General features: G+C 63.2%; 15 protein-coding genes and 1 pseudogene. 8 read left to right on the top strand and 8 right to left on the bottom strand.

What is annotated here, in order from left to right; all coding sequences use genetic code 11:
- The 3 genes from E8E68_RS19465 (at position 1) to E8E68_RS19455 (ending at position 3,155) form a co-directional block, all read left to right on the top strand.
- A complete protein-coding gene (locus E8E68_RS19465) occupies positions 1–894 on the top strand; it encodes a hypothetical protein (RefSeq protein WP_280343885.1) in 894 nt (297 codons plus the stop codon).
- Between the two features lie 264 nt (positions 895–1,158).
- A complete protein-coding gene (locus E8E68_RS19460; protein ID WP_280343882.1) occupies positions 1,159–1,572 on the top strand; it encodes a histone-like nucleoid-structuring protein, MvaT/MvaU family in 414 nt (137 codons plus the stop codon).
- Between the two features lie 257 nt (positions 1,573–1,829).
- A complete protein-coding gene (locus E8E68_RS19455; protein WP_280343879.1) occupies positions 1,830–3,155 on the top strand; it encodes an MFS transporter in 1,326 nt (441 codons plus the stop codon).
- A gap of 115 nt (positions 3,156–3,270) precedes the next feature.
- On the opposite strand, the gene E8E68_RS19450 is transcribed toward E8E68_RS19455, so the two are convergent.
- The 3 genes from E8E68_RS19450 to E8E68_RS19440 all read right to left on the bottom strand — a co-directional run bounded on the left by E8E68_RS19450 (position 3,271) and on the right by E8E68_RS19440 (position 6,082).
- Positions 3,271–4,086 (bottom strand): sugar phosphate isomerase/epimerase, encoded by an 816-nt coding sequence (locus E8E68_RS19450; protein WP_266031935.1) that lies wholly within the window; start codon positions 4,084–4,086, stop codon positions 3,271–3,273.
- A gap of 27 nt (positions 4,087–4,113) precedes the next feature.
- Complete coding sequence (locus E8E68_RS19445) at positions 4,114–5,166, bottom strand: Gfo/Idh/MocA family oxidoreductase (RefSeq protein WP_280343876.1); 1,053 nt, start codon at positions 5,164–5,166, stop codon at positions 4,114–4,116.
- A 139-nt stretch (positions 5,167–5,305) separates the two neighbouring features.
- Positions 5,306–6,082, bottom strand: a complete 777-nt coding sequence (locus E8E68_RS19440) for an IclR family transcriptional regulator (protein WP_280343873.1) — start codon at positions 6,080–6,082, stop codon at positions 5,306–5,308.
- Between the two features lie 194 nt (positions 6,083–6,276).
- Between E8E68_RS19440 and E8E68_RS19435 the strand changes: the two genes are divergently transcribed.
- The gene (locus E8E68_RS19435; RefSeq protein WP_280343871.1) at positions 6,277–7,989 is read left to right on the top strand and encodes an FAD-dependent oxidoreductase; all 1,713 of its coding nucleotides are present in this window, start codon (positions 6,277–6,279) and stop codon (positions 7,987–7,989) included.
- A 138-nt stretch (positions 7,990–8,127) separates the two neighbouring features.
- Here the strand turns inward: E8E68_RS19435 and E8E68_RS19430 are convergent, their stop codons facing one another.
- From E8E68_RS19430 to E8E68_RS19415, 4 genes are all read right to left on the bottom strand, one after another.
- Positions 8,128–11,010, bottom strand: a complete 2,883-nt coding sequence (locus E8E68_RS19430) for an HD domain-containing phosphohydrolase (RefSeq protein WP_280343868.1) — start codon at positions 11,008–11,010, stop codon at positions 8,128–8,130.
- A gap of 138 nt (positions 11,011–11,148) precedes the next feature.
- Positions 11,149–12,642 (bottom strand): aldehyde dehydrogenase, encoded by a 1,494-nt coding sequence (locus E8E68_RS19425; protein WP_280343865.1) that lies wholly within the window; start codon positions 12,640–12,642, stop codon positions 11,149–11,151.
- A gap of 195 nt (positions 12,643–12,837) precedes the next feature.
- Positions 12,838–14,220, bottom strand: a complete 1,383-nt coding sequence (locus E8E68_RS19420) for an aspartate aminotransferase family protein (protein ID WP_110743135.1) — start codon at positions 14,218–14,220, stop codon at positions 12,838–12,840.
- A gap of 39 nt (positions 14,221–14,259) precedes the next feature.
- Positions 14,260–15,102: a helix-turn-helix transcriptional regulator gene (locus E8E68_RS19415; RefSeq protein ID WP_266031929.1), complete on the bottom strand. Its 843-nt coding sequence runs from the start codon at positions 15,100–15,102 to the stop codon at positions 14,260–14,262.
- Positions 15,103–15,382: 280 nt separating this feature from the next.
- Between E8E68_RS19415 and E8E68_RS19410 the strand changes: the two genes are divergently transcribed.
- The 4 genes and pseudogenes from E8E68_RS19410 to E8E68_RS19395 all read left to right on the top strand — a co-directional run bounded on the left by E8E68_RS19410 (position 15,383) and on the right by E8E68_RS19395 (position 19,737).
- Positions 15,383–16,765, top strand: coding sequence for an APC family permease (locus E8E68_RS19410; RefSeq protein ID WP_266031928.1), 1,383 nt, complete (start codon positions 15,383–15,385; stop codon positions 16,763–16,765).
- Positions 16,766–16,966: 201 nt separating this feature from the next.
- Positions 16,967–18,340 (top strand): 8-oxoguanine deaminase, encoded by a 1,374-nt coding sequence (locus E8E68_RS19405; protein ID WP_266031927.1) that lies wholly within the window; start codon positions 16,967–16,969, stop codon positions 18,338–18,340.
- Between the two features lie 184 nt (positions 18,341–18,524).
- Positions 18,525–19,115 carry a biliverdin-producing heme oxygenase gene (locus tag E8E68_RS19400; protein WP_266031926.1) on the top strand — a complete coding sequence of 197 codons (591 nt, stop codon included), beginning with the start codon at positions 18,525–18,527 and terminating at the stop codon, positions 19,113–19,115.
- 270 nt (positions 19,116–19,385) lie between these two features.
- Positions 19,386–19,737: pseudogene (locus E8E68_RS19395) on the top strand (hypothetical protein).
- Between the two features lie 68 nt (positions 19,738–19,805).
- Here E8E68_RS19395 and E8E68_RS19390 read toward each other — a convergent pair.
- Entirely contained in the window at positions 19,806–19,961 is a 156-nt protein-coding gene (locus E8E68_RS19390; protein WP_266031925.1) for a DUF2986 domain-containing protein, read from the bottom strand.
- Positions 19,962–20,084 lie beyond the last annotated feature (123 nt).

The raw sequence follows: 20,084 nt of genomic DNA, 5'->3' as shown, positions 1-20,084 counted from the left end.
ATGGCAACTATTTGGCTATTCACAACCTCATCAAGCTCAGAGCACAAACCTGCTATAAACGGACAATTATTGAGCTTGTCAGGGCATACTTTATGCCTACGAAACCCTTGGGTTACAGACTCAGTCTTCATGGGAAAGTTATACTGTGCAATGATCATCGCACTGATGATTGTCATCTACCCTGACTTGCTGTCCAGAGAGGCATGGGGCCCATACACTTTCAGCCCTATTTTGATCACTGGGACAGCGCTTGGCCCCTTCGTTTTTGCTCCATTTCTTATTTATCGAATTTACTTCATAAAAAGATTATCCTGCTTCTGCCTAAACCGCACATCAAAAAAAATCTACTACCAGAGATTGAGCAAGGTTTTGGTTTTCGATTGGAATAACACTTGCGGCGGCATTTTCAAACGCACAGAATCCGGCGGCTCATCATTCAGCACCAGCTACGCCCTCGCCTTCGCCCCTCGCCGGGCTGACGGGAGCCTCCACCAAAAAGATTGCCTTTGGGTAGACAGCAACGAACCCACCGAACCCGGCGTCAAGCACGTCGCCGAAGTCTGGGAATACCTGCGCCACTTCATGGACCATGGCCCGGACAAACTGCCACCGCCCGGCGAACCCAACTGGTGGCACCGGCCGCTTCACGCCATCTGCCTGACCCCGGCAGAAGCCTGGCGCCACTACGCCCCCTGGCGAACGGGCGAACCTGGGGAAATGCAGGGCAAGAAGAACTGGCAACTGCCGTTCTGGGCCGTGCTGTTCCCCTACAACCTTACGCTTGCCATTTGCTGGTACGGCGTCTGCCGGCTGTTCAACGTGCGTCCGGCTTCCCCGCCGCCTGAAGCCTTTGAAGTAGTACCTGAGCCAGCCCGCAGAAGAAAGCGCAAATGAACCAGTCGGGCTGGTGCGGGCAGCCGCATCAGTCGCGGCGCCGTGATCGAAAAAAGGGCTGGCAGCACCATCTTGATTCCCCTTGGAAACCTGATGTAATCAATAGTGTAGGCGTTTACTTACACCAACCGCTTAAAACCAAACACTCCCACCAGAGACCGATTCATCACGTTCAATCCAAAAAATCTCTCAAATTATTTCTCTACTTGCATTGCCGATCTGCGGGCGCTAACACTTATCCCGTCAAGGAATGGAGAAAAGCCCATGTCCCGCCTAGCCGAATTCCGTGCCCTCGAGTGGTTGCTTGCCACAAAAAAGTCCGAGCTCCAGTTCATAAAAGTCAACCCGCAGCTCATGCGCGAACTCGAATTCGAAAGCAAACTTAACGAGCTGCTTGCCGAATACAAGTTCAGCCTGTGGCATGTATTGAGCATTTTCGAACATGAAAACCAAAGCACGCTCAACGCTATCGATCAACAACCCCTACCTCTTCCTGCGCCACCACGCTATAGAACACGACAAAGCAAATATTATAAGAACCCGCACACTGGCGAAGTCGTAGCAGCCAAAAATACCCTGAACAACACCGTGCGTTCGTGGATTGAGCAATACGGCCGCAGCGAGGTCGAGAGTTGGGCAACCGCGTGGTCGGTTTGCGGGCATCAACCGGACCTGTAGCGCTGCCATGCTCCTGCGGGGACAACGACAGGCGGAGGGGTCAGATGCCGTCTACGCTTGATCAACATCAACGTGGATACCTGCCGCGCCCACTGACAAACGCAACCGTTCGATAACCGAACAGTAGCCCGTCTCTTGAATTGACGCTGCCGCCTTCACTGCGCACCATGCACCGGCCTTGCGTGCCCCCCTGCCTGGGAACCGGTCACGTACTCGTAGCACCGCAGCTGAATACAATTTCAAGAAACGAGCAGTTTATGAACAACTCCAAGATCACCCCCGCCGCTACCCGGATGCCTCAGGGTTCGATCGGCGACAAGCTCCGCGGCGCCTTCGGCGTCGGCAAGACCCGTTGGGGCATGCTGGCCCTGGTGTTCTTCGCCACTACCCTGAACTACATCGACCGCGCCGCCCTTGGCATCATGCAACCTGTGCTGGCCAAGGAAATGAGCTGGACGGCGATGGACTACGCCAACATCAACTTCTGGTTCCAGGTCGGTTACGCCATCGGCTTTCTGCTGCAGGGCCGCCTGATCGACAAGGTGGGAGTAAAACGCGCCTTCTTCTTTGCCGTGCTGCTATGGAGCCTGGCCACTGGGGCCCATGGCCTGGCCACCTCGGCGGCAGGCTTCATGGTCTGCCGCTTCATCCTAGGCCTGACCGAGGCCGCCAACTACCCGGCTTGCGTGAAGACTGTGCGCCTGTGGTTCCCGGCCGGTGAGCGGGCAATTGCCACCGGGCTGTTCAATGCCGGCACCAACGTCGGCGCCATGGTTACCCCGGCGCTGTTGCCGTTGATTCTGGCGGTGTGGGGTTGGCAAGCCGCGTTCATCGCCATGGGCAGCCTGGGCCTGGTGTGGGTGGTGATGTGGCTGTTGAAGTACTACAACCCTGAGGACCACCCCAGCGTGCGCCAGAGCGAGGTGCAGTACATTCAGCAGGATGACGAGCCCGAGCCGACCCGCGTACCGTTCAGCCGGATCCTGCGGCTGCGCGGCACCTGGGCGTTTGCGCTGGCCTATGCGATCACCGCGCCGGTGTTCTGGTTCTACCTGTACTGGCTGCCGCCGTTCCTCAACCAGCAATACAGCCTGGGCATCAACGTGACCCAGATGGGTATCCCACTGATCATCATCTGGCTGACGGCGGACTTTGGCAGCATCGGTGGCGGCATCCTGTCGTCGTGGCTGATCGGCCGTGGCGTGCGCGCCACGACAGCGCGGCTGGTGTCGATGCTGATCTTCGCCTGCACCATGGTCAGCGTGGTCTTTGCTGCCAACGCCAGCGGGCTGTGGGTCGCGGTCGCGGCCATCTCGCTGGCGGTGGGCGCGCACCAGGCATGGACGGCAAACATCTGGAGCCTGGTGATGGACTACACGCCCAAGCACCTGGTAAGCACGGTGTTCGGCTTCGGCAGCATGTGCGCAGCAATCGGCGGGATGTTCATGACGCAGATCGTCGGCAGTGTGCTGACCGCGACCAACAACAACTATGCCGTGTTGTTCACCATGATTCCCGCCATGTACTTCCTGGCGCTTGTGTGGATGTACTTCATGGCGCCGCGCAAGGTCGAGAGCGCCTGAGGGCGCTGACCCGTTACCTCTACGGGGCCCTTGCGGGCCCTTTTTTTTCGGCTGAAGGTTATCAATGTGCGGGTAACGTGAGGCATGGCACGGGCCATGCGCCACGCTCTTGGAGTCAGACTGCGGCCAGTACTGCCTTGGCCCTTTCCAGCGCCATGCGCGCGCGCTGTTCGCCACTGATCCCTTGCTCCAGCAATTGCCGCGTCGGGATTTCCAGGCTTAGCGGAACGGTTGCCGGCAACGCGCGCAGCAGGCCGACCAGATCGGCGTCGCCTTCACCGGGGAACCGTCGTTCGTTGCGCGCCTGGCGCAGGATTTCGTCCATCTCGGCCGGCACCGGGCCGGCAACGTCACACAGCTGGGCATAGCGCATGCGCTGCGGTGCCAACTGCGCCAGGTCGCTCAGCGATGAGCGCGAGCGGTTGAAGTGGAATGCATCGACCAGCACGCAGCCATTGGCGTGATCGGCGTTGGCCACCACGCGCATGGCCTGGCGCAGATCGCGCACGTCGGTCCACGGCATGAACTCCAGGTGTGGGTAGATGCCATGCAGCGCCGCCAGCTCGCACAGGGCAGCAAAGCGATCGGTCAGGCGAGCTTCATCCGGGTCGTTGCCAGCCACCAGCAACTCTGTCCCACCCAGTTCGGCGCCCACCGCCAGGATCGGCTCGAAATCCGCAACACAGGTTTCCGGCTTGAGGCGCAGGATCTCCAGGTCAAGCACCTTGATACCGGTATCGCGCAAGCGCGCCTGGGTCTGTCGGCGCAGGTCGGCATCGGCCACCAGCGGGAAGTGCTGCTCCTGCTCGGTGGCCGGCACCAGGCGCAGACCAACATGGCTATAGCCGGCGCGGGCTGCTGCCTCGACCATGTCCGGTGGGGACAGTTCGAGCACCGTCAGGGCGGCAAGAGAGAAAATACGGTCAGTCATTTATCGTCACCAAAAATTGAGGGCGTACTAGGCAATGTGCTCCGGCGCACAGGCACGGCCGCTTTCGGCGGCTTGGCGAATAGCGTCGATCAGCGCCAGGGTGCGACCACCGTCGGCGGCATCAATCAGCGGCGCCTGTTCACCCCGGGCAACCCGCACGAAGTGCTGCAACTGCAAAGTCAGTGCATCGCCAGCGGGGATGGCTTCCTGGTTCTGCAGCAACGGCGTATGCCAGCCCGAACCAGCGTCGGCGTAGTGCCAGCGCTTGAGCTGGGGAATGCTCAGCGCGCCCTGGGTGCCCGCCAGCAGGTAGCACGGCTGGTCGGCCTGGCGTGGGTAGACCGGGCTTTCGCCAGAGTCCAGCTCCCAGCTCCACGGTGCCGCCACGGCGTCGGAGCCGGTCAGGCTGCCCAAGGCCCCATTGGCGAACTGCAACAGCACTGCAGCGCTGTCTTCGTTGGCGAAACCGCGCACGTCGTTGCGGGTGAACGCCTGCACCTGCACCACTTCGCCACACAGGTGCCGCAGCAGGTCGAGGTCGTGGATCAGGTTGGTCAGCAAGAAGCCGGCGCCCGGCTCGCGACGCCATGGCGTTTCAAAGTAGCTGTCGGGCTTTTGCAACTGCCACAGTGCAGTGACGTTGATCAGCCGGCCCAGCTTGCCTGCACTGATTACCTGATGCGCTTTGGCGATCAGGGGGTTGTGCCGGCGATGATGACCAACCAGTACAGGCACATTGCGCTTGCGCGAAGCCTCTACCAGGGCCCGAACTTCATCCAGATGCACGCCCACCGGCTTTTCTACCAGTACCGGCACACCGGCTTCGACGCAATCCAGCGCTGTGGCCACATGCTGGTTGTTCGGATTGGCGATGATCGCCGCTTCTGGGCGCACGCGTTCCAGCATCTGCCGGTGGTCAGCAAAATACGGCACGCCGCATTCGGCTGCGAATGCCTCGGCCTGTGGGCCAGGGTCGGCCATCGCGCACAGCTGAGCCTGAGGCACATTGCCCATGTGCTGGTAGTGCTGGCGACCCATGATGCCGGCGCCGATCAAGGCAATACGAAGGGGTGCGTTCAACAGCCTGTCCTCTTGTCATTGTTGTGAAATGGATTCTGAAACCACGTTCCACAATCCACTCTCGACAATTTAGAACCAGGTTCAGCTTTTCAGAAGAAGCGGGACAAGAGACTGTGCGGTAATCGACCGGAATATCCGCTCATGCGAATAGCTCGCTGGCCGGGCTGGCGGCCGATAACTCCTCTGCAGCTGCGAGCAACAGCGGCGCCAGCTCTGCAAGGCGGCTTTGCGCCATGCGGGCGCTTGGCCCGGCGATGCTCAGTACACCAATGACCTCGGCGCTTTGCGGGCGCCGTACCACCGCAGCCAGGGCCGAGGTACCGACCGCCGACGTTTCTTCCACCCAGGCATAACCACGTTCTCGGGCTCGGTGCAGGTAGGCGATCAGCTCATCGGTGGAACGTGGCGCGTTCGGGCCGAACCGGGTGGGGTCGGCAATGCCTTGGCGCAACACCATCTGCAGCGCCTGTTCATCGTCCAGGCTGGCCAGCCAGGCATGCCCCGACGCGGTGTAGAACAGCGGGGCATCGCGGCCCATGTCCGGGTCATAGCGCAGCCCGGAGCGGGCGCCCTGCGACTTGGCGATCCAGATTTGCCGGGCGCCATCGATCACGCCAAGGCGCACCAGCTCGCCGCTGTCCTGGGCCAGGCGGTCGAGAATCGGCTGAATGATATCGGCGCCGCTGCTGGCCAGGTAACGAAACCCCAGCGCTACCAGCTTGGCCGACAACTGGTAGCGGCTGGTGTCGCGGTTTTGCCGCACATAACCCAGCCGCACCAGCTCGGCGAGCATGCGGTGTGCCGCACTTTTAGGAATGTCCAGGCGCTCGGCCAGGGTTTGCAGCGGCAGCCCCTGAGGCTCACCGGTAAGGGTTTCAACAAGACTGAAGGCGCGTTCGATCTGACTACCAGCCATGACACAGGTCCCTGCTATTTTTTGCGGATTCTAGAAGATGATTCCACATTGCCGATAGCCGCCGCATTCAGCAGACATTCCAAATGGCCGATTATCGCCCAATTCTTGACCGGCTCGCCGTCCTCACCCTTGCAGATCGCGGGAGCGGCGATGAGAATGTGGAACACCGTTCTAATAAACAACAGGATTGCGCAATGCCTTCTGCTCCCTTCGAAACCGAGTGCGACGTACTGGTCATAGGTTCTGGTGCTGCCGGGCTGGCTGCCGCGGTAACGGCTGCCTGGCATGGGCAGAAGGTCATCGTGGTGGAGAAGGAGCCGGTATTCGGCGGCGCCACGGCCTGGTCCGGTGGCTGGGCCTGGGTGCCGCGCAACCCGCTGGCTCGTCGGGCCGGCATCGAGGAGGACATCGAGCAGCCGCGTACCTATCTGCGCAATGAATTGGGGGCCAATTATGACGCTGAGCGCGTCGATGCCTTTCTTGAGGCCTGCCCGCACATGGTGGCGTTTTTCGAGCAGCACACGGCGCTGCAGTTCGCCGACGGCAATGGCATCCCGGACATGCACGGCGACACCCCGGGCGCGGCCCAGGGCGGGCATCAGGTGATTGCAGCCCCGTATGATGCCCGCGAGGTGGGTGCGCTGCTGCCGCGCCTGCGCAAGACCCTGCGCGAAACCTCGTTCATGGGTATGCCAATCATGGCCGGCACCGACCTTGCCGCGTTCCTCAATATGACCCGCTCACCCAAAGCCTTGCTGCACGTATGCAAACGTTTTGGCCGCCACCTGTATCACCTGGCCCGCCATGGCCGGGCAATGCACCTGGTGAACGGCGTGGCACTGGTGGCGCGGCTGGCCAAGTCGGCACAGGATCTGGGCGTACACCTGCAAGAGTCGGCGCCGGCCAAGCGCTTGCTGGTCGAGGATGGCCGGGTGCGTGGCGCGTTGGTGGCGACCCCACAGGGCGAGCAACGAATCCGGGCCAAGGCTGTGGTGCTGGCGGCGGGAGGCTTCCCCAACGACACTGCGCGGCGTCGGCAGTTATTCCCGCGTGACGCCACCGGCCACGACAACCTGGCCCTGCCGCCCACGGGCTGTTCAGGGGATGGCCTGCGCCTGGGCGAGTCGGCCGGTGGCGTTGTCGCTACCGACCTGCAGTCGCCTGTGGCCTGGGCACCGGTTTCGCAAGTGCCGCACCGCGATGGCAGTGTCGGCCACTTCCCGCACATCATCGAGCGTGGCAAGCCGGGCATTATCGGCGTGCTGGCCAACGGCAAGCGCTTCGTCAATGAAGCCCATGGCTACTACGACTATGTATCGGCCATGGTCGCGGCAGTGCCGCAGGATGAGGAAGTGTGTTCGTGGTTGGTGTGTGACCATCGCTTCCTGCGCCGCTATGGCCTGGGCCATGCCCGCCCTGCCCCGCTGCCGGTGTGGCCACATGTGCGCAGCGGCTACCTGAAACGCGGCGCCACGCTCGATGAATTGGCCACTGCTTGCGGCATCGACCCGGCCGGGTTGCGCGCCACCGTCAGCGATTTCAACAGCCATGCGCGTAATGGCCAGGACCCAGCGTTTGGCCGTGGTTCCACACCGTTCAACCGTAAGCAAGGCGATCCGCAGCACAAAGGGCCAAACCCCTGCGTGGCGCCAATCGAGCATGGGCCGTTCTATGCGGTGAAGGTCAAGCCGGGTTGCTTTGGGACCTTCGCCGGATTGCGCACCGACGCCAGCGCCAGGGTGCTGGATGAGTCCGGGCGGCCGATAGGCGGGCTGTATGCGGCAGGTACCGACATGGCCAGTGTGTTTGGTGGTTGGTATCCGTCTGGCGGTATCAACTTGGGGCCGGCATTGACCTTTGGCTATGTGGCCGGTCGGCATATTGCCGGGGTGCGGGAGTATGAGTGAGGCGGGCCCTTGCTCACAGTTGCTGCTCTGATCGCCCTGGAAAGACGAGTCATGTGGGGCCTCGCGCCGCGATAGGGTGCGAAGCGCCCCCGGGATCTGAGCTTCACCCTCTACAAGCGCGTGGGCAAAGGGCCATGCTCAGGCCGGGCAGCGCATCTGCTCAAGCCAGTAGGCCACATCCACCTCATCGATCTGCTCGGCGCGCAGGAAGCGCTCAGCATACTGGCGGTAGACACCGCTGTTGAGGAACAACTGCAGCAGTTGCCCGTCGAGGTGCCCGTCACGGGCCATGAACACCAGGATCTTCACTGACTCGGACAAGGTCTTCGCGGGCTTGTAAGGCCGATCAGCGGCCGTTAGCGCCTCGAATACATCGGCAATCGCCATCACCCGCTCAGCGACACCCAGGTCGCGCTCGCCGAGCCGGCGCGGGTAGCCGCTGCCATCCATTTTTTCGTGGTGGTTGCCGGCGATATCCGGTACCCGCTTGAGCTGGCGCGGGAATGGCAGCGAACTGAGCATGATGATGGTCTGCACAATGTGTTCGTTGATCTTGAAGCGCTCCTCGTCATTCAACGTGCCACGGCGGATCGCCAGGTTGTACAACTCGCCATGGTTGCTGGCATTGGCCGGCAAGCGCATGTCGAAGCCCCAGGTATTACGCGGGTCGTCCTTGGCCACGGGCGGCTTGCGCGCGCCCCAGGGCACCCGATGTTCCGGCCGGTCGGCCAGCAGCGGCTCGTCCACGGGTAGCGTGGCTGGCGGCACCCCGGCAAAGCGTTCGGCTTCATCGCGGGAAATGCCCAGACGGTTATCGAAGTGGCGTTGCCAACGGCGCTGGCCGATCAGCTGCAGGCGCTCGATATCCGCGTCCTGCATGAACTCACCGCCAATGTTGGCTTGGGCGACAAAGGCAAAATCGTCCTGCAGCCGGGCCTGGCTGCGCGCGCGTGCGGCTTGCAGTGCCTGCGGCTCGGCGCCGCTTGCAAGGCCCTGCCAGTAGGCCAGTTCGGCATCACGCCACAGCACTTCGAAGCGCATGCGCACTTCGTGAATGCGGTTGTACAGGGTTTCCAGCTTGGTCGCCTTGTCGACCACGTACTCGGGGCTGGTGACCTTGCCACAATCGTGCAGCCAGGCCGCCACGCGGAATTCGTAGCGCTCGGCTTCGCTCATGCTGAAGCTGGCAAAGGGACCTCTGTCGGCGGCCACCGCCTGGTCCAGCAGCATTTGCGCCAGCTGTGGCACCCGCTCGCAGTGGCCACCGGTATAGGGGCTCTTGGCGTCAATGGCGTCGGCCAGCAGCTTGATCATGGCATCCAGCAGGTTCTGCTGGGCTTCGGCCAGTTGCCGCGTTTCGATGGCCACTGCTGCCACCCCGGACAACTCTTCGACAAACCGGCGGAACGGCAACCCCACCTGCTCGCACGCCTGTTCATCGTTCAGTTGCAACACCAGAATGCCCAGCAATGCCTGGCCACGGTCGTTGAGCACCAGGGCCAGGCTGCGCTCATGCAAGCCGAGGGCATCAGCCACCCTGACGGCCAACTGCTGGTCGCCATCGTCCACGGCCAGTTCGTCGGGGTACTGCTCTCCCCGGCAAGAGGCGGCCAGGCGCAATACGGTGTGGTCGTCATCATAAAGGTACACCGCCCCGCCGCTACCCCCGGCCGCTTCCACCAAGTGGGTCAGTACGCCGTCGAGCATGTGCTCCAGGTTGCGCTCGCGGCTGAGCGTGAGGGTAATCGCCTGGAAGCTGACAATGGTGCCTGACATCTGGCTGAGTACCCGGCTCAACTCACGCACCTCGGTCACTCGCGAACGCACCCCCACCTCACGGCTGAAATCGAAGCTGGCAAGGCCTTGCACCTGCGCGGCCAGCAAACGCAACGGACGGCCGATGCGCCGCCCGAGCACGCCGCCGAGTACCAGCAGCACGGCCATCAGCGCGGCGGTCCAGAGCAGTTGTTCGAACAGCACCTTGCGTGCACCCGCCAGCAGCTCATGGGCCGGTATTGCAATCAGCAGCTGCAAGTCCTGCCCGGCCAGGGTTGTCAGCGGTACCCGTATGCCAAACCAAGTCTCGCCGTGCACCTGATAAGGCTGCGGCCGGGTGCCTTGCGGCAGGTCCGCAAACAGCTGCTGCAGGCTGGCGATGCCCAGCTCGCCAACCCGCGACAGCCGCACCGCCGGCCCTTCATGCACGATCACCCGTTGCAGGTTGGGGTAGGCCACCACATTGCCCCGGTCGTCGATCACGACAATCTCGGTGCCGGGGGTCATGCGCAGGTCCTGGGCCTCATTGGCCAGGTCGTTGACCGAAACATCCATGCCAATCACCGCCCCGCTGTCGACACTGCGCTGGGCCATGGTCATGCCGATTTCACCGGTGGTGAAAAACACGTACGGGCGGGTCAGTACCGTGTCGGGTTGTGCCGTGGCCTCGGTAAACCAGGGGCGCATGCGCGGATCGTAGCGGTAGTCTGGCCTGGCCTGGGTTTGCAGCAGGTTCAGTGCCCGGTCGTAGAACCGCCATTCCCCCTGCACTGCCCCGCCTTCACGGCTGACGGTCTGCACCAGGAACGCCGTGCCCGGTGGTGCAGCGAAACGCTGCAGCAGCTGCGGGTCGCGCACGTGACGCACCAGCATGAACTCGCCATTGGGGTACCCCATGTAGGCGGCGCTGAGCATGCGATTGGCGTCGAGCGCCGCGACCAGTTGCGGCAGCTGTTGCAGGCGCTGTGCAAGGGTGCGGGCGGATGGGTTGTAGGCCAACAGGCGGATGCTGCTTTGCACCGGCTCGATCAGGCGACGGGCGCGTTCGTCAATGGTCTTGCCGACTTGCTGGGCAGCATCGCCCGCGGCGGCCACGAGGGTCTGGCGAAGGCCGCTATAGCCTTGCCAGGCCAGGGCGGCGCCCAGTAACAGCATGCCCAGCATGATGGCCAGGGCCACCAGCCATTGCAGCGAAACGCCCCGTGCGGCGCTGCCAGAGGCACGACCATTCGACACGTAGCCCATCCCAGGTACTCCATGTGCGGCACATTGCCTTGGCTGATATCCGCAGCAGTGTAGAGGGCGCGTGGGCTTTTTGCCGGGGTGGACGGCTAAATTAGTGCAGGTGGGCGTCAGGTACGTGCCGACCGGTTTGCCCGGCGGTTAGCTGCGCAACTGATACCAGGTGGTCTTGAGCTGCGAGTACTTGTCGAACGAATGCAGCGAAAGGTCGCGGCCAAACCCCGACTGCTTGCCACCACCGAACGGCACCGTCACATCCAGCGCATCGACCGTGTTCACCGACACGGTGCCGGCCTTCAGTGCCCGCGCCACACGGTGCACCTGGTTGAAATCATCGCTCCACAGCGAGGCTGCCAGGCCATAAATGCTGTCATTGGCCAAGCGCACCGCCTGCTCTTCACTGTCGAAAGCACTGACCGCCAGCACCGGCCCGAACACTTCCTCCTGCGCCAGGCTGAAGTGCTGTTCGACACCGGCAAAAATGGTCGGCTCGATGTAGTTGTCCGAACCGTCGATGGTCAGGCGTCGGCCGCCACACACCCGCTGCGCGCCTTGTTGCCCTGCACGGGCGATGGCGGCCTCGATGCGGCTGGTCTGCTGGGCATCGACAATCGCCCCGGCACGGCTTGCCGGGTCCAGCGGATTGCCGGGCAACCATTGGCGGGCCTTGGCCTGCAGGCGCTCGATGAACTCATCATGGATGGAGCGCTGCACGTACAGCCGCGAGTTGGCCGAACACACCTCGCCCTGGTTGAAGAAAATGCCGAAGGCGGCCTTTTCCGCTGCCAGGTCCAGGTCCTGGCAGTTTTCGAACACCAGGTTGGGGCTCTTGCCTCCGCACTCCAGCCACACCTGCTTGAGGTTGGACTGCGCCGAATACTGCATGAAGTACTTACCCACCTGGGTGGAGCCGGTGAACACCAGGCAATCCACATCCGGGTGCAGGCCCAGGGCCTGCCCGGCCTGCTCGCCCAGGCCCGGCACCACGTTCAGCACACCTTCCGGCATGCCTGCTTCCAGCGCCAGGCGAGCCAGGCGCAGGGCCGAGAACGGTGATTGTTCCGCAGGCTTGAGCACCACGCTGTTACCGGCAGCCAGCGCGGGGGCCAGCTTCCAGGCGGCCATGTCGAGGGGGAAATTCCACGGCACCACGGCGGCCACAACGCCCAGCGCTTCGCGGGTAATGGTGGCCAACGCATTGGCTGCGGTGGGCGCGACCTGGTCGTAAAGCTTGTCCAGCGCCTCGCCGTACCAGGTGAAAACATGCGCCGAGCCCGGTACATCGATGTTGTAGGCGTCCATGACCGGCTTGCCCATGTTCAGCGAGTCGAGCAAGGCCAGCTCTTCGCGATGGGCCATGATCAGTTCGGCCAGGCGCAGCAGCACCTTCTTGCGCTCGCCCGGGGCCATGCGCGGCCACGGGCCTTGCTCGAAGGCTCGACGGGCGCTGGTGACGGCCAGGTCGACTTCGGCATGGCCGCAGGCGGCAACCTGTGCCATTACCTTGCTGGTGGCGGGGTTGATGGCTGCGAAGGTAGCACCATCCTGTGCGTTGACGGGCTTGCCGTCGATCAGTGCATTGGCCGGGAGGTAGAGGTCCGAGGCGCGTTGCTGCCAGCATTCGAGGGTGTACATGTGTACTCCAGACGACCGTCGTGGCGGTCCTTCTTGCGCAAGTAACAGGTACCGCACCGTCCGCAGGCACGCCGCACTCGCTCCGTGGGAGCGGGCATGCCCGCGAATCAGGCGATACAGTGGATGGCACCGGCTTCGCCGGTGTTCGCGGGCGTGCACGCTCCCACAGGGAAGTGCGTTGCCCGGGTCAGCGGTTCAGAGCTTGCCGACCAGGCGCGCCGTGCGGTCGACGGCAATGCGGGTCTTCTCCACCAGCTCATCCAGCTCACTGTGGTTGGCGATCAACGCCGGGGCCATGATCATCCGCCCCAGGGTCGAGCGGATGATCACCCCTTCCTCGAAACCGAAGGTGCGGCACTGCCAGGCCAGGTCGTTCTCATTGGCAAAGCGCTTGCGCGTCGGCTTGTGCTCGGCGAACTGCAATGCCGCCACCAGCCCGGCGCCCTGCACCTGGCCGATCAACGGGTGGTCGGCAAACACCTCGCGCAGGATGCGCTGCAGGTAAGGCCCAGTGTCGTCCTTCACCTGGCGAACGATGCCTTCATCCCGCAGCGCCTTCAGGTTGGCAATGGCCACCGCCGCGGCCACCGGGTGGCCGGAATAGGTCAGGCCGTGGGCGAACACCCCACCACGCTCCACCAGCGCCTCGGCAATGCGCTTGCTCAGCACCAGGCCGCCCATGGGCACATAGCCGCTGGTCAGGCCCTTGGCAATCGACAGGGTGTCGGGCTCGAAACCGAAGTATTCATGGGCAAACCACTCGCCAGTGCGGCCAAAACCACCAATCACCTCATCGGCGCACAGCAGCACGTCGTATTGGCGGCAGATGCGCTGGATTTCCGGCCAGTAGCTTTCCGGCGGGAAAATCATCCCCCCTGCCCCCTGGAACGGTTCGGCGATGAAGCCGGCCACGTTCTCGGCACCCAGTTCAAGGATCTTTTCCTCCAGCTGCAAGGCGCAGCGGCGGCCAAACTCGGCCGGGCTCAACTCGCCCCCTTCGGCATACCAGTACGGCTCGTCGATGTGTGCCACATCCGGGATCAACCCGCCCATCTCGTGCATGAATTTCATGCCGCCCAGCGCCGTGGCCGCCAGGGTCGAGCCGTGGTAGCCGTTCCAGCGGCCGATCATGATCTTCTTGCTCGGCTGGCCGGCCACCTGCCAGTAGCGGCGCACGGTGCGGATCAACACCTCGTTGGCCTCGGAGCCGGAGTTGGTATAGATCGCGTGGCTGTAGTGCCCGGGCAGCAGGCTGAACAGCAGCTCGGACAGCTCGATCACCGCCGGGTGGGTGGTGTGGAAGAACATGTTGTAGTAGGCCAGCTGGTCCATCTGCGTGGCAGCAGCGGCAGTCAGGTCGCGGCGGCCGTAACCGAGCTGGGTGCACCACAGGCCAGACATGCCGTCCAGGTAGCGCTTGCCCTCGCTGTCCCACAGGTGCAGGCGTTCACCACCGACGATCACCCGCGGCCCTTCGGCGTTCAGCGCCTTCTGGTCAAGAAAGGCATGGATATGGTGCGCGGCATCGGCTGCCTGGTAGTCACGGGTCTGGCGTTGCGGGGCGAAAGGCGCGTTCATTGTTGGTTTTCCTTTGCGGTGGGGGTGCAGGGCAGGCGCTCAGCGCAACTTGCCCATGTAGCTTTCCAGTGGGTCCTTGCCCAGCACGCCCTGGGCATTGGCCAGCGCGTCGATGAACAGGGAAAACAGCTCGGACTGGGTGCCGATGTCGAGCTTGGCGTAGACGTTCTTGCGGTGCGACTTGATGGTGTCTTCCGACACGCCCAGGCGCTCGGCCAGCGACTTGGTCGAGTGGCCACGCAAGATCAACTGGGCGATGCGGCATTCACGCTCGGTCAGCAGCGAACTGCCGAAATTGTTGAGCGCGGCGTGGATACGTTGCTCCAGGATGTTCTCGAAGCGCCCGGCGCGGCTGTCCAGCCCGGCAAAATGCTTGCTCAGAACCGCAAGCACCCAGGGCGTGATGCACCCGAACAACGCGCGGCTGTGCGGGTCGAGTTTGTCGGTGAAGGCCAGCGATACCGCTAGGCTCTGGCCGGGCGCCAGTTGCAGGATGTAGTTGAGCTCGTCCTCCAGGTGCGAGTGGCGATAGAACGATTGGTAGTACTCGCTGACCTCGAAATGGTCGGGCGCCACGTCGAACAGGCCGTAGCTACCGGACTCGACCTGCTCCACGCAGGCACCGTAAAAGGGGTCGAGCAGGTAAAAGCCCGACAGGTAGCGGCTGACATTGCCCTCGGGCTGCCAGGGCGCCTTGTCGTCCTGTTCGAACAGTGCGCAGGGCATGCCGTCGTGCGGGTACAGGTACACCGTGGTGGCCTGGATCGGCCGGATCACGCCCAGCGCCGCAAACAGGTTGGCGGCAAAGCCCGGCCGGCCGATCGCCTCGGTGACCTTGGCCAGGTGCTCGAACCACTGTTCTGAAAGCAATTGATTAGTCACTGTAGGCCTGCCGTATGAGGTAAGGCACCGCCGCCAGTGCGGTGCGTTGTTGAGCAGATACTCCCATGGCATTGCCGGCACCGAAATCACCCTTTGGGGTGAGCCGCCACGTCGCTGCTTCAGCTCACCCCAAAGGGTGATTCCGGGTGCCGCCGGGGTGTGGGAGCATCAACCTGCCCCAGCGCTGCGAGCCTTCCGCTCGACCTCCTTGCATGACGCCCCCGGTAGCGAGCCCTGCTCGCCTGCCGCGGTGCCCTGCATCCCTTTTCAGGAGTTAGCAATGCATACAACAACAAGTACAGCTCATCCCGCCGCCCCGCATGCACCCTCGCAACCCGCCGCCAGCGGCGGGCGCTTTCGCAAGTCCATGGGGATGACCGCTCTGGTGCTGTTCGGCCTGGCCTACATGGTGCCCCTGGCCGTCTTCACCACCTATGGGCTGGTCACCCAGATGACCAAGGGGCACCTGCCCACCGCCTACCTGCTGACCCTTGCCGCCATGTTGCTCACCGCCTACAGCTACGGCCGCATGGTCCAGGCCCACCCCTACTCCGGTTCGGTCTACACCTACACGCGCAAGGCCTTTGGCAGCCACATCGGCTTCATCACAGGCTGGACCCTGCTGCTCGATTACATTTTCCTGCCATTGCTCAGCTACCTCCTGATCGGCATCTACATGTCGGAGTACTTCCCGACCATTCATGCGTGGGTGTGGGTGGCAGGTTCCATAGCCTTGGTTACCTTCCTCAACCTGATCGGCATTGAATCGATCACCCGGGTCAACTGGGTCCTGGTGGTGGCGCAGCTGGTGTTCATTGTCGTGTTCGTCAGCTTGTCCGTGCTCAAGCTCAACGGCCAGGCGCAACCGGTATCGCTGCTGGCGCCGTTCCACCACGAAGGCTTCAGCGTGCCGCTGATCATGACGGGCGCGGCCGTGTTGTGCCTGTCGTTCCTGGGCTTTGATGCGGTATCGACCATGGCCGAGGAAACCAGCAACCCGACCTATCGCATTCCGGTTGCGATCCTTGCCGTATCACTGATCGGCGGCTTGCTGTTCCTGGTGGTGTCGTACTGCGCGCAGATGGTGTTCCCCGACTGGGGCAGCTTCGCCAACCCGGACTCGGCCTCGGTAGACGTGATGCGCTGGGTGGGCGGCGAGCTGCTGGTCACGGCTTTTACCGCTACCTACGTGGCCGGCTGCTTTGCCTCGGCCATGGTGTCGCAGGCCAGTGTGTCGAGGGTGCTGTTCGCCATGGGCCGTGACGGTGCGTTGCCGCGTGCATTCGGCCAGCTGGTGACGAAGAAACGCGTGCCGGCCACGGCCATCCTGGTGGTGAGCCTGCTGTCGTTGATCGCCCTGGTTATCACCCTCGACACGGTGGCCAACATGATCAGCTTCGGCGCGCTGTTCGCGTTTTCGGCGGTGAACCTGGCGGTGGTCAAGCACTACCTGGTAGACCAGCGACTGCGTGGTGGCCGTAATGTCCTGCTCTATGGCGCCATTCCCGGGTTGGGCTTCTTAAGCACGCTGTGGCTGTGGAGCAGCCTGACCAGCCTGTCGTTCACCATCGGCCTGTGCTGGATGGGCCTGGGCCTGCTGGTGCTGCTGGGGCTGACCCGGGCGTTCCGGGTCAAGCTGCCGGCGTTGCAGATGGCCGACTGAGCACGGTCTTTGCAGAAGGGGCCTTGTGTTGCGCAAGCCCCCCTCTGCGATGGCAGATCACTGTCAACCGCCTGGACCTGCCTGTTCACGGAGTGTCACTGGCGCATTGCAAGATGTATACAACTTCAAGGTTTCCTGATTACATTAGCGCTCGCCTACGACGTCGGTAACCGCCGATGCGTATTGCGACGGGCTTAAGCCATGTCATTTGCTACTACCAAGAAAACCCTCCTCGTCAAAAACGCCGAACTTCTGGTCACCATGGACGGCGAGCGCCGTGAGATCAAGAACGGTGGCCTGTACATCGAAGACAACCTGATCAAGCAGGTCGGCCCTAGCGATACCCTGCCGCAGCACGCCGACGTGGTGCTGGACATGGCCGGCAAGGTGGTCATCCCCGGCCTGGTCAACACCCACCACCACATGTACCAGAGCCTGACCCGCGTGGTGCCGGCAGCCCAGGATGGCGAGCTGTTCAACTGGCTGACCAACCTGTACCCGATCTGGGCACGCCTGACCCCGGAAATGATCGCGGTGTCGACGCAGACCGCCATGGCCGAGCTGATCTTGTCCGGCTGCACCACCTCCAGCGACCACCTGTACATCTACCCCAACGGCTGCAAGCTCGACGACAGCATCCATGCTGCCGCCGAAATCGGCATGCGCTTCCACGCCGCGCGCGGCAGCATGAGCGTGGGCCAGAGCCAGGGTGGCCTGCCGCCTGATTCGGTGGTGGAAAAGGAAGCCGACATCCTCAAGGAATCCCAGCGCCTGATCGAGGACTACCACGACGCCAGCCACGGATCGATGCGGCGCATCGTGGTGGCACCTTGCTCGCCGTTCTCTGTCAGCCGCGACCTGATGCGCGAAGCCGCCGTGCTGGCACGCCAGTACGGCGTGTCGCTGCACACCCACCTGGCCGAAAACGTCAACGACATCGCCTACAGCCGCGAGAAATTCGGCATGACCCCTGCTGAGTACGCCGAAGACCTCGGCTGGGTCGGCCACGATGTCTGGCATGCCCACTGCGTGCAACTCGACCAGCACGGCATCGAGCTGTTCGCCCGCACCGGTACCGGTGTCGCCCACTGCCCGTGTTCGAACATGCGCCTGGCCTCCGGCATCGCCCCGGTGCGCAAGATGCGCGACCACGGCGTACCGGTTGGCCTGGGGGTCGACGGTTCGGCGTCCAACGACGGCGCCAGCATGATCGGCGAAGTGCGCCAGGCCCTGCTGCTGCAACGCGTGGGTTTCGGCCCCGACGCCATGACCGCCCGCGAAGCGCTGGAAATTGCCACCCTGGGGGGCGCCAAGGTGCTCAACCGCAATGACATCGGTGCCCTGGCCCCAGGCATGGTCGCCGACTTCGTCGCCTTCGACCTGGGCCACGTGGCCTATGCCGGCGGCCTTCACGACCCGTTGGCGGCCCTGGTGTTCTGCACCCCGACCCAGGTGCACACCAGCGTGATCAATGGCCGCGTGGTGGTCAAGGACGGGCAGTTGGCAACCGTCGATCTGCCACGGGTGCTGGAACGCCACAACCAACTGGCCCACCAACTGGTCAGCGGCGCCTGATTCAGGCGGGCCGCTTGGCGGCCCGCATCCTCCTTTTTGTTGCAGGATTGACTGCCAACGCCCTCATGGGCGGCTTCAACGGTGTTCGGCCCTGAGCGCCCCATGGTCGACATGCGTGGTGCTTGCTGCTTGCCAGGGATGGCAAGCATGATGAGCACATTGCCCTTATGCCACGGATATGCCAATGACCGCTGCACCCTCACTTATTGCGGACTCAGGCCGCTGCAAACGCTTGAAAGCGGCCAGCAGCCGGGACCATGACAGCGTCGATCAACTGGTGATGGCCGCCCGGCCCTTCGAGAGCCGCGAACGCTATGGCCGCTTCCTGCAGGTGCAGCACCGGTTTCATGGCAGCCTGTTGGCGCTGTACCAGGATGAACGCCTCAACCTGCAACTGCCGGGCTTGCTGGCACTGTCGCGCTTTGCGGCGGTCGAGGCCGATTTGCGCGACCTGGGCCTGCCGCTGCCGTCGCCTGTGCAACCGGTTTGCGCCAGCCCGGCCCAGGCCCTGGGCTGGCTGTACTGCAGTGAAGGTTCGAACCTGGGCGCGGCGTTTCTGTTCAAGCACACCCAACGCCTGGGGCTGGATGGCGACCTAGGCGCGCGTCACCTGGCGCCGCACCCGGATGGCCGAGCGCTGCACTGGCGCGAGTTCGTTGCCAGGCTGGATGGCTTGCTGCTGGATGAACGGGAAGAAGCCCAAGTGGTGGCAGGGGCAATTGCTGCGTTCGACAGTTATCGGGGGCACTTGCGCGAGGTGTTCACGGACGGTTGACTGGGCGCATGGCACCTGCAGCCTCGGTGTTAGCAACCGCAGCCAGTCCACAGAAATCGTCAGCCCGAAACCTGCGCAGCATGTGTATGTGCAAGCACGCAAGTTCTACAAGTTGTTGCTGCAGCGAACTTTTTCTCGATTGCAGGTCTATGAGTGAGGCGCAGATAGGCGGCGGCAGGCGAGAAAAGCTCCGCCCCGTCCCTGCTGGCCAGATAGCTCAATTGTGATCAGAGGTTGGCTTCGCTCATGAAAAAACATGTCGCTAGGTTGATGCTGCTCGGCCTGTTCTCGTTCGCGGCTGTGGGCACGGCATCGGCAACACAAATGAAAGCACCAGACGCCGTTGCACCGGCCGTTCAGTCACCGCTGCAGCCGGCCAGCAACCCCTTGGTCGAGGGTGGCCAGTGTGGCCGACACACAGCCGGCCACGCTGCTGGCGCACGATGACGATCGCTGGCACGACCACAGGAGCGACTGGCGCCGCGAGCAATGGCGGCGTGAGCAGGCCCGTCGAGATTGGGAGCGGCGCCGCGACTGGGAACGCCGCCGGGATTGGGAGCGCCGCCACGAGCGGGCAATGCACCAGCGTCACTACGACGAGCACCGTCACTACCGCCGCTGAAGCTGACCCGCCCCTGCTGAAGCGGCCTTGCGTTGCAATCGCGACACAAGGCCGCTTCAGGGTTTGCCTCAGTCGGCCCGTTGGCTGGTGTCCCCTGCCGCCTCGGCCTCCATCTTCAAACGCTCAGCCTTGCATATATATTTCGGCTTGCGCGGCGCCAACTTGGCGCTGGCCTTCTTCTGGTGCGCCTGCAACAGCTGCTTGATTTTCTTACGACGGTTCATGGTCCACGGGCCTTTCAGTACGGTTCGCTACCGCCATCATACCCGTGCGCCTTGCGCATTGCGCAGCCGTTGCGCCAGACGCCCTTTCGGCCTCGAGGCCCCGGCACAACCAGCAGATCAGCG

This window comes from Pseudomonas sp. BN607 (assembly GCF_029871175.1).
GTDB lineage: Bacteria > Pseudomonadota > Gammaproteobacteria > Pseudomonadales > Pseudomonadaceae > Aquipseudomonas.
Note: the sequence above shows the minus strand (reverse complement) of the source record. Positions and strands in the feature narration are given on the sequence as shown.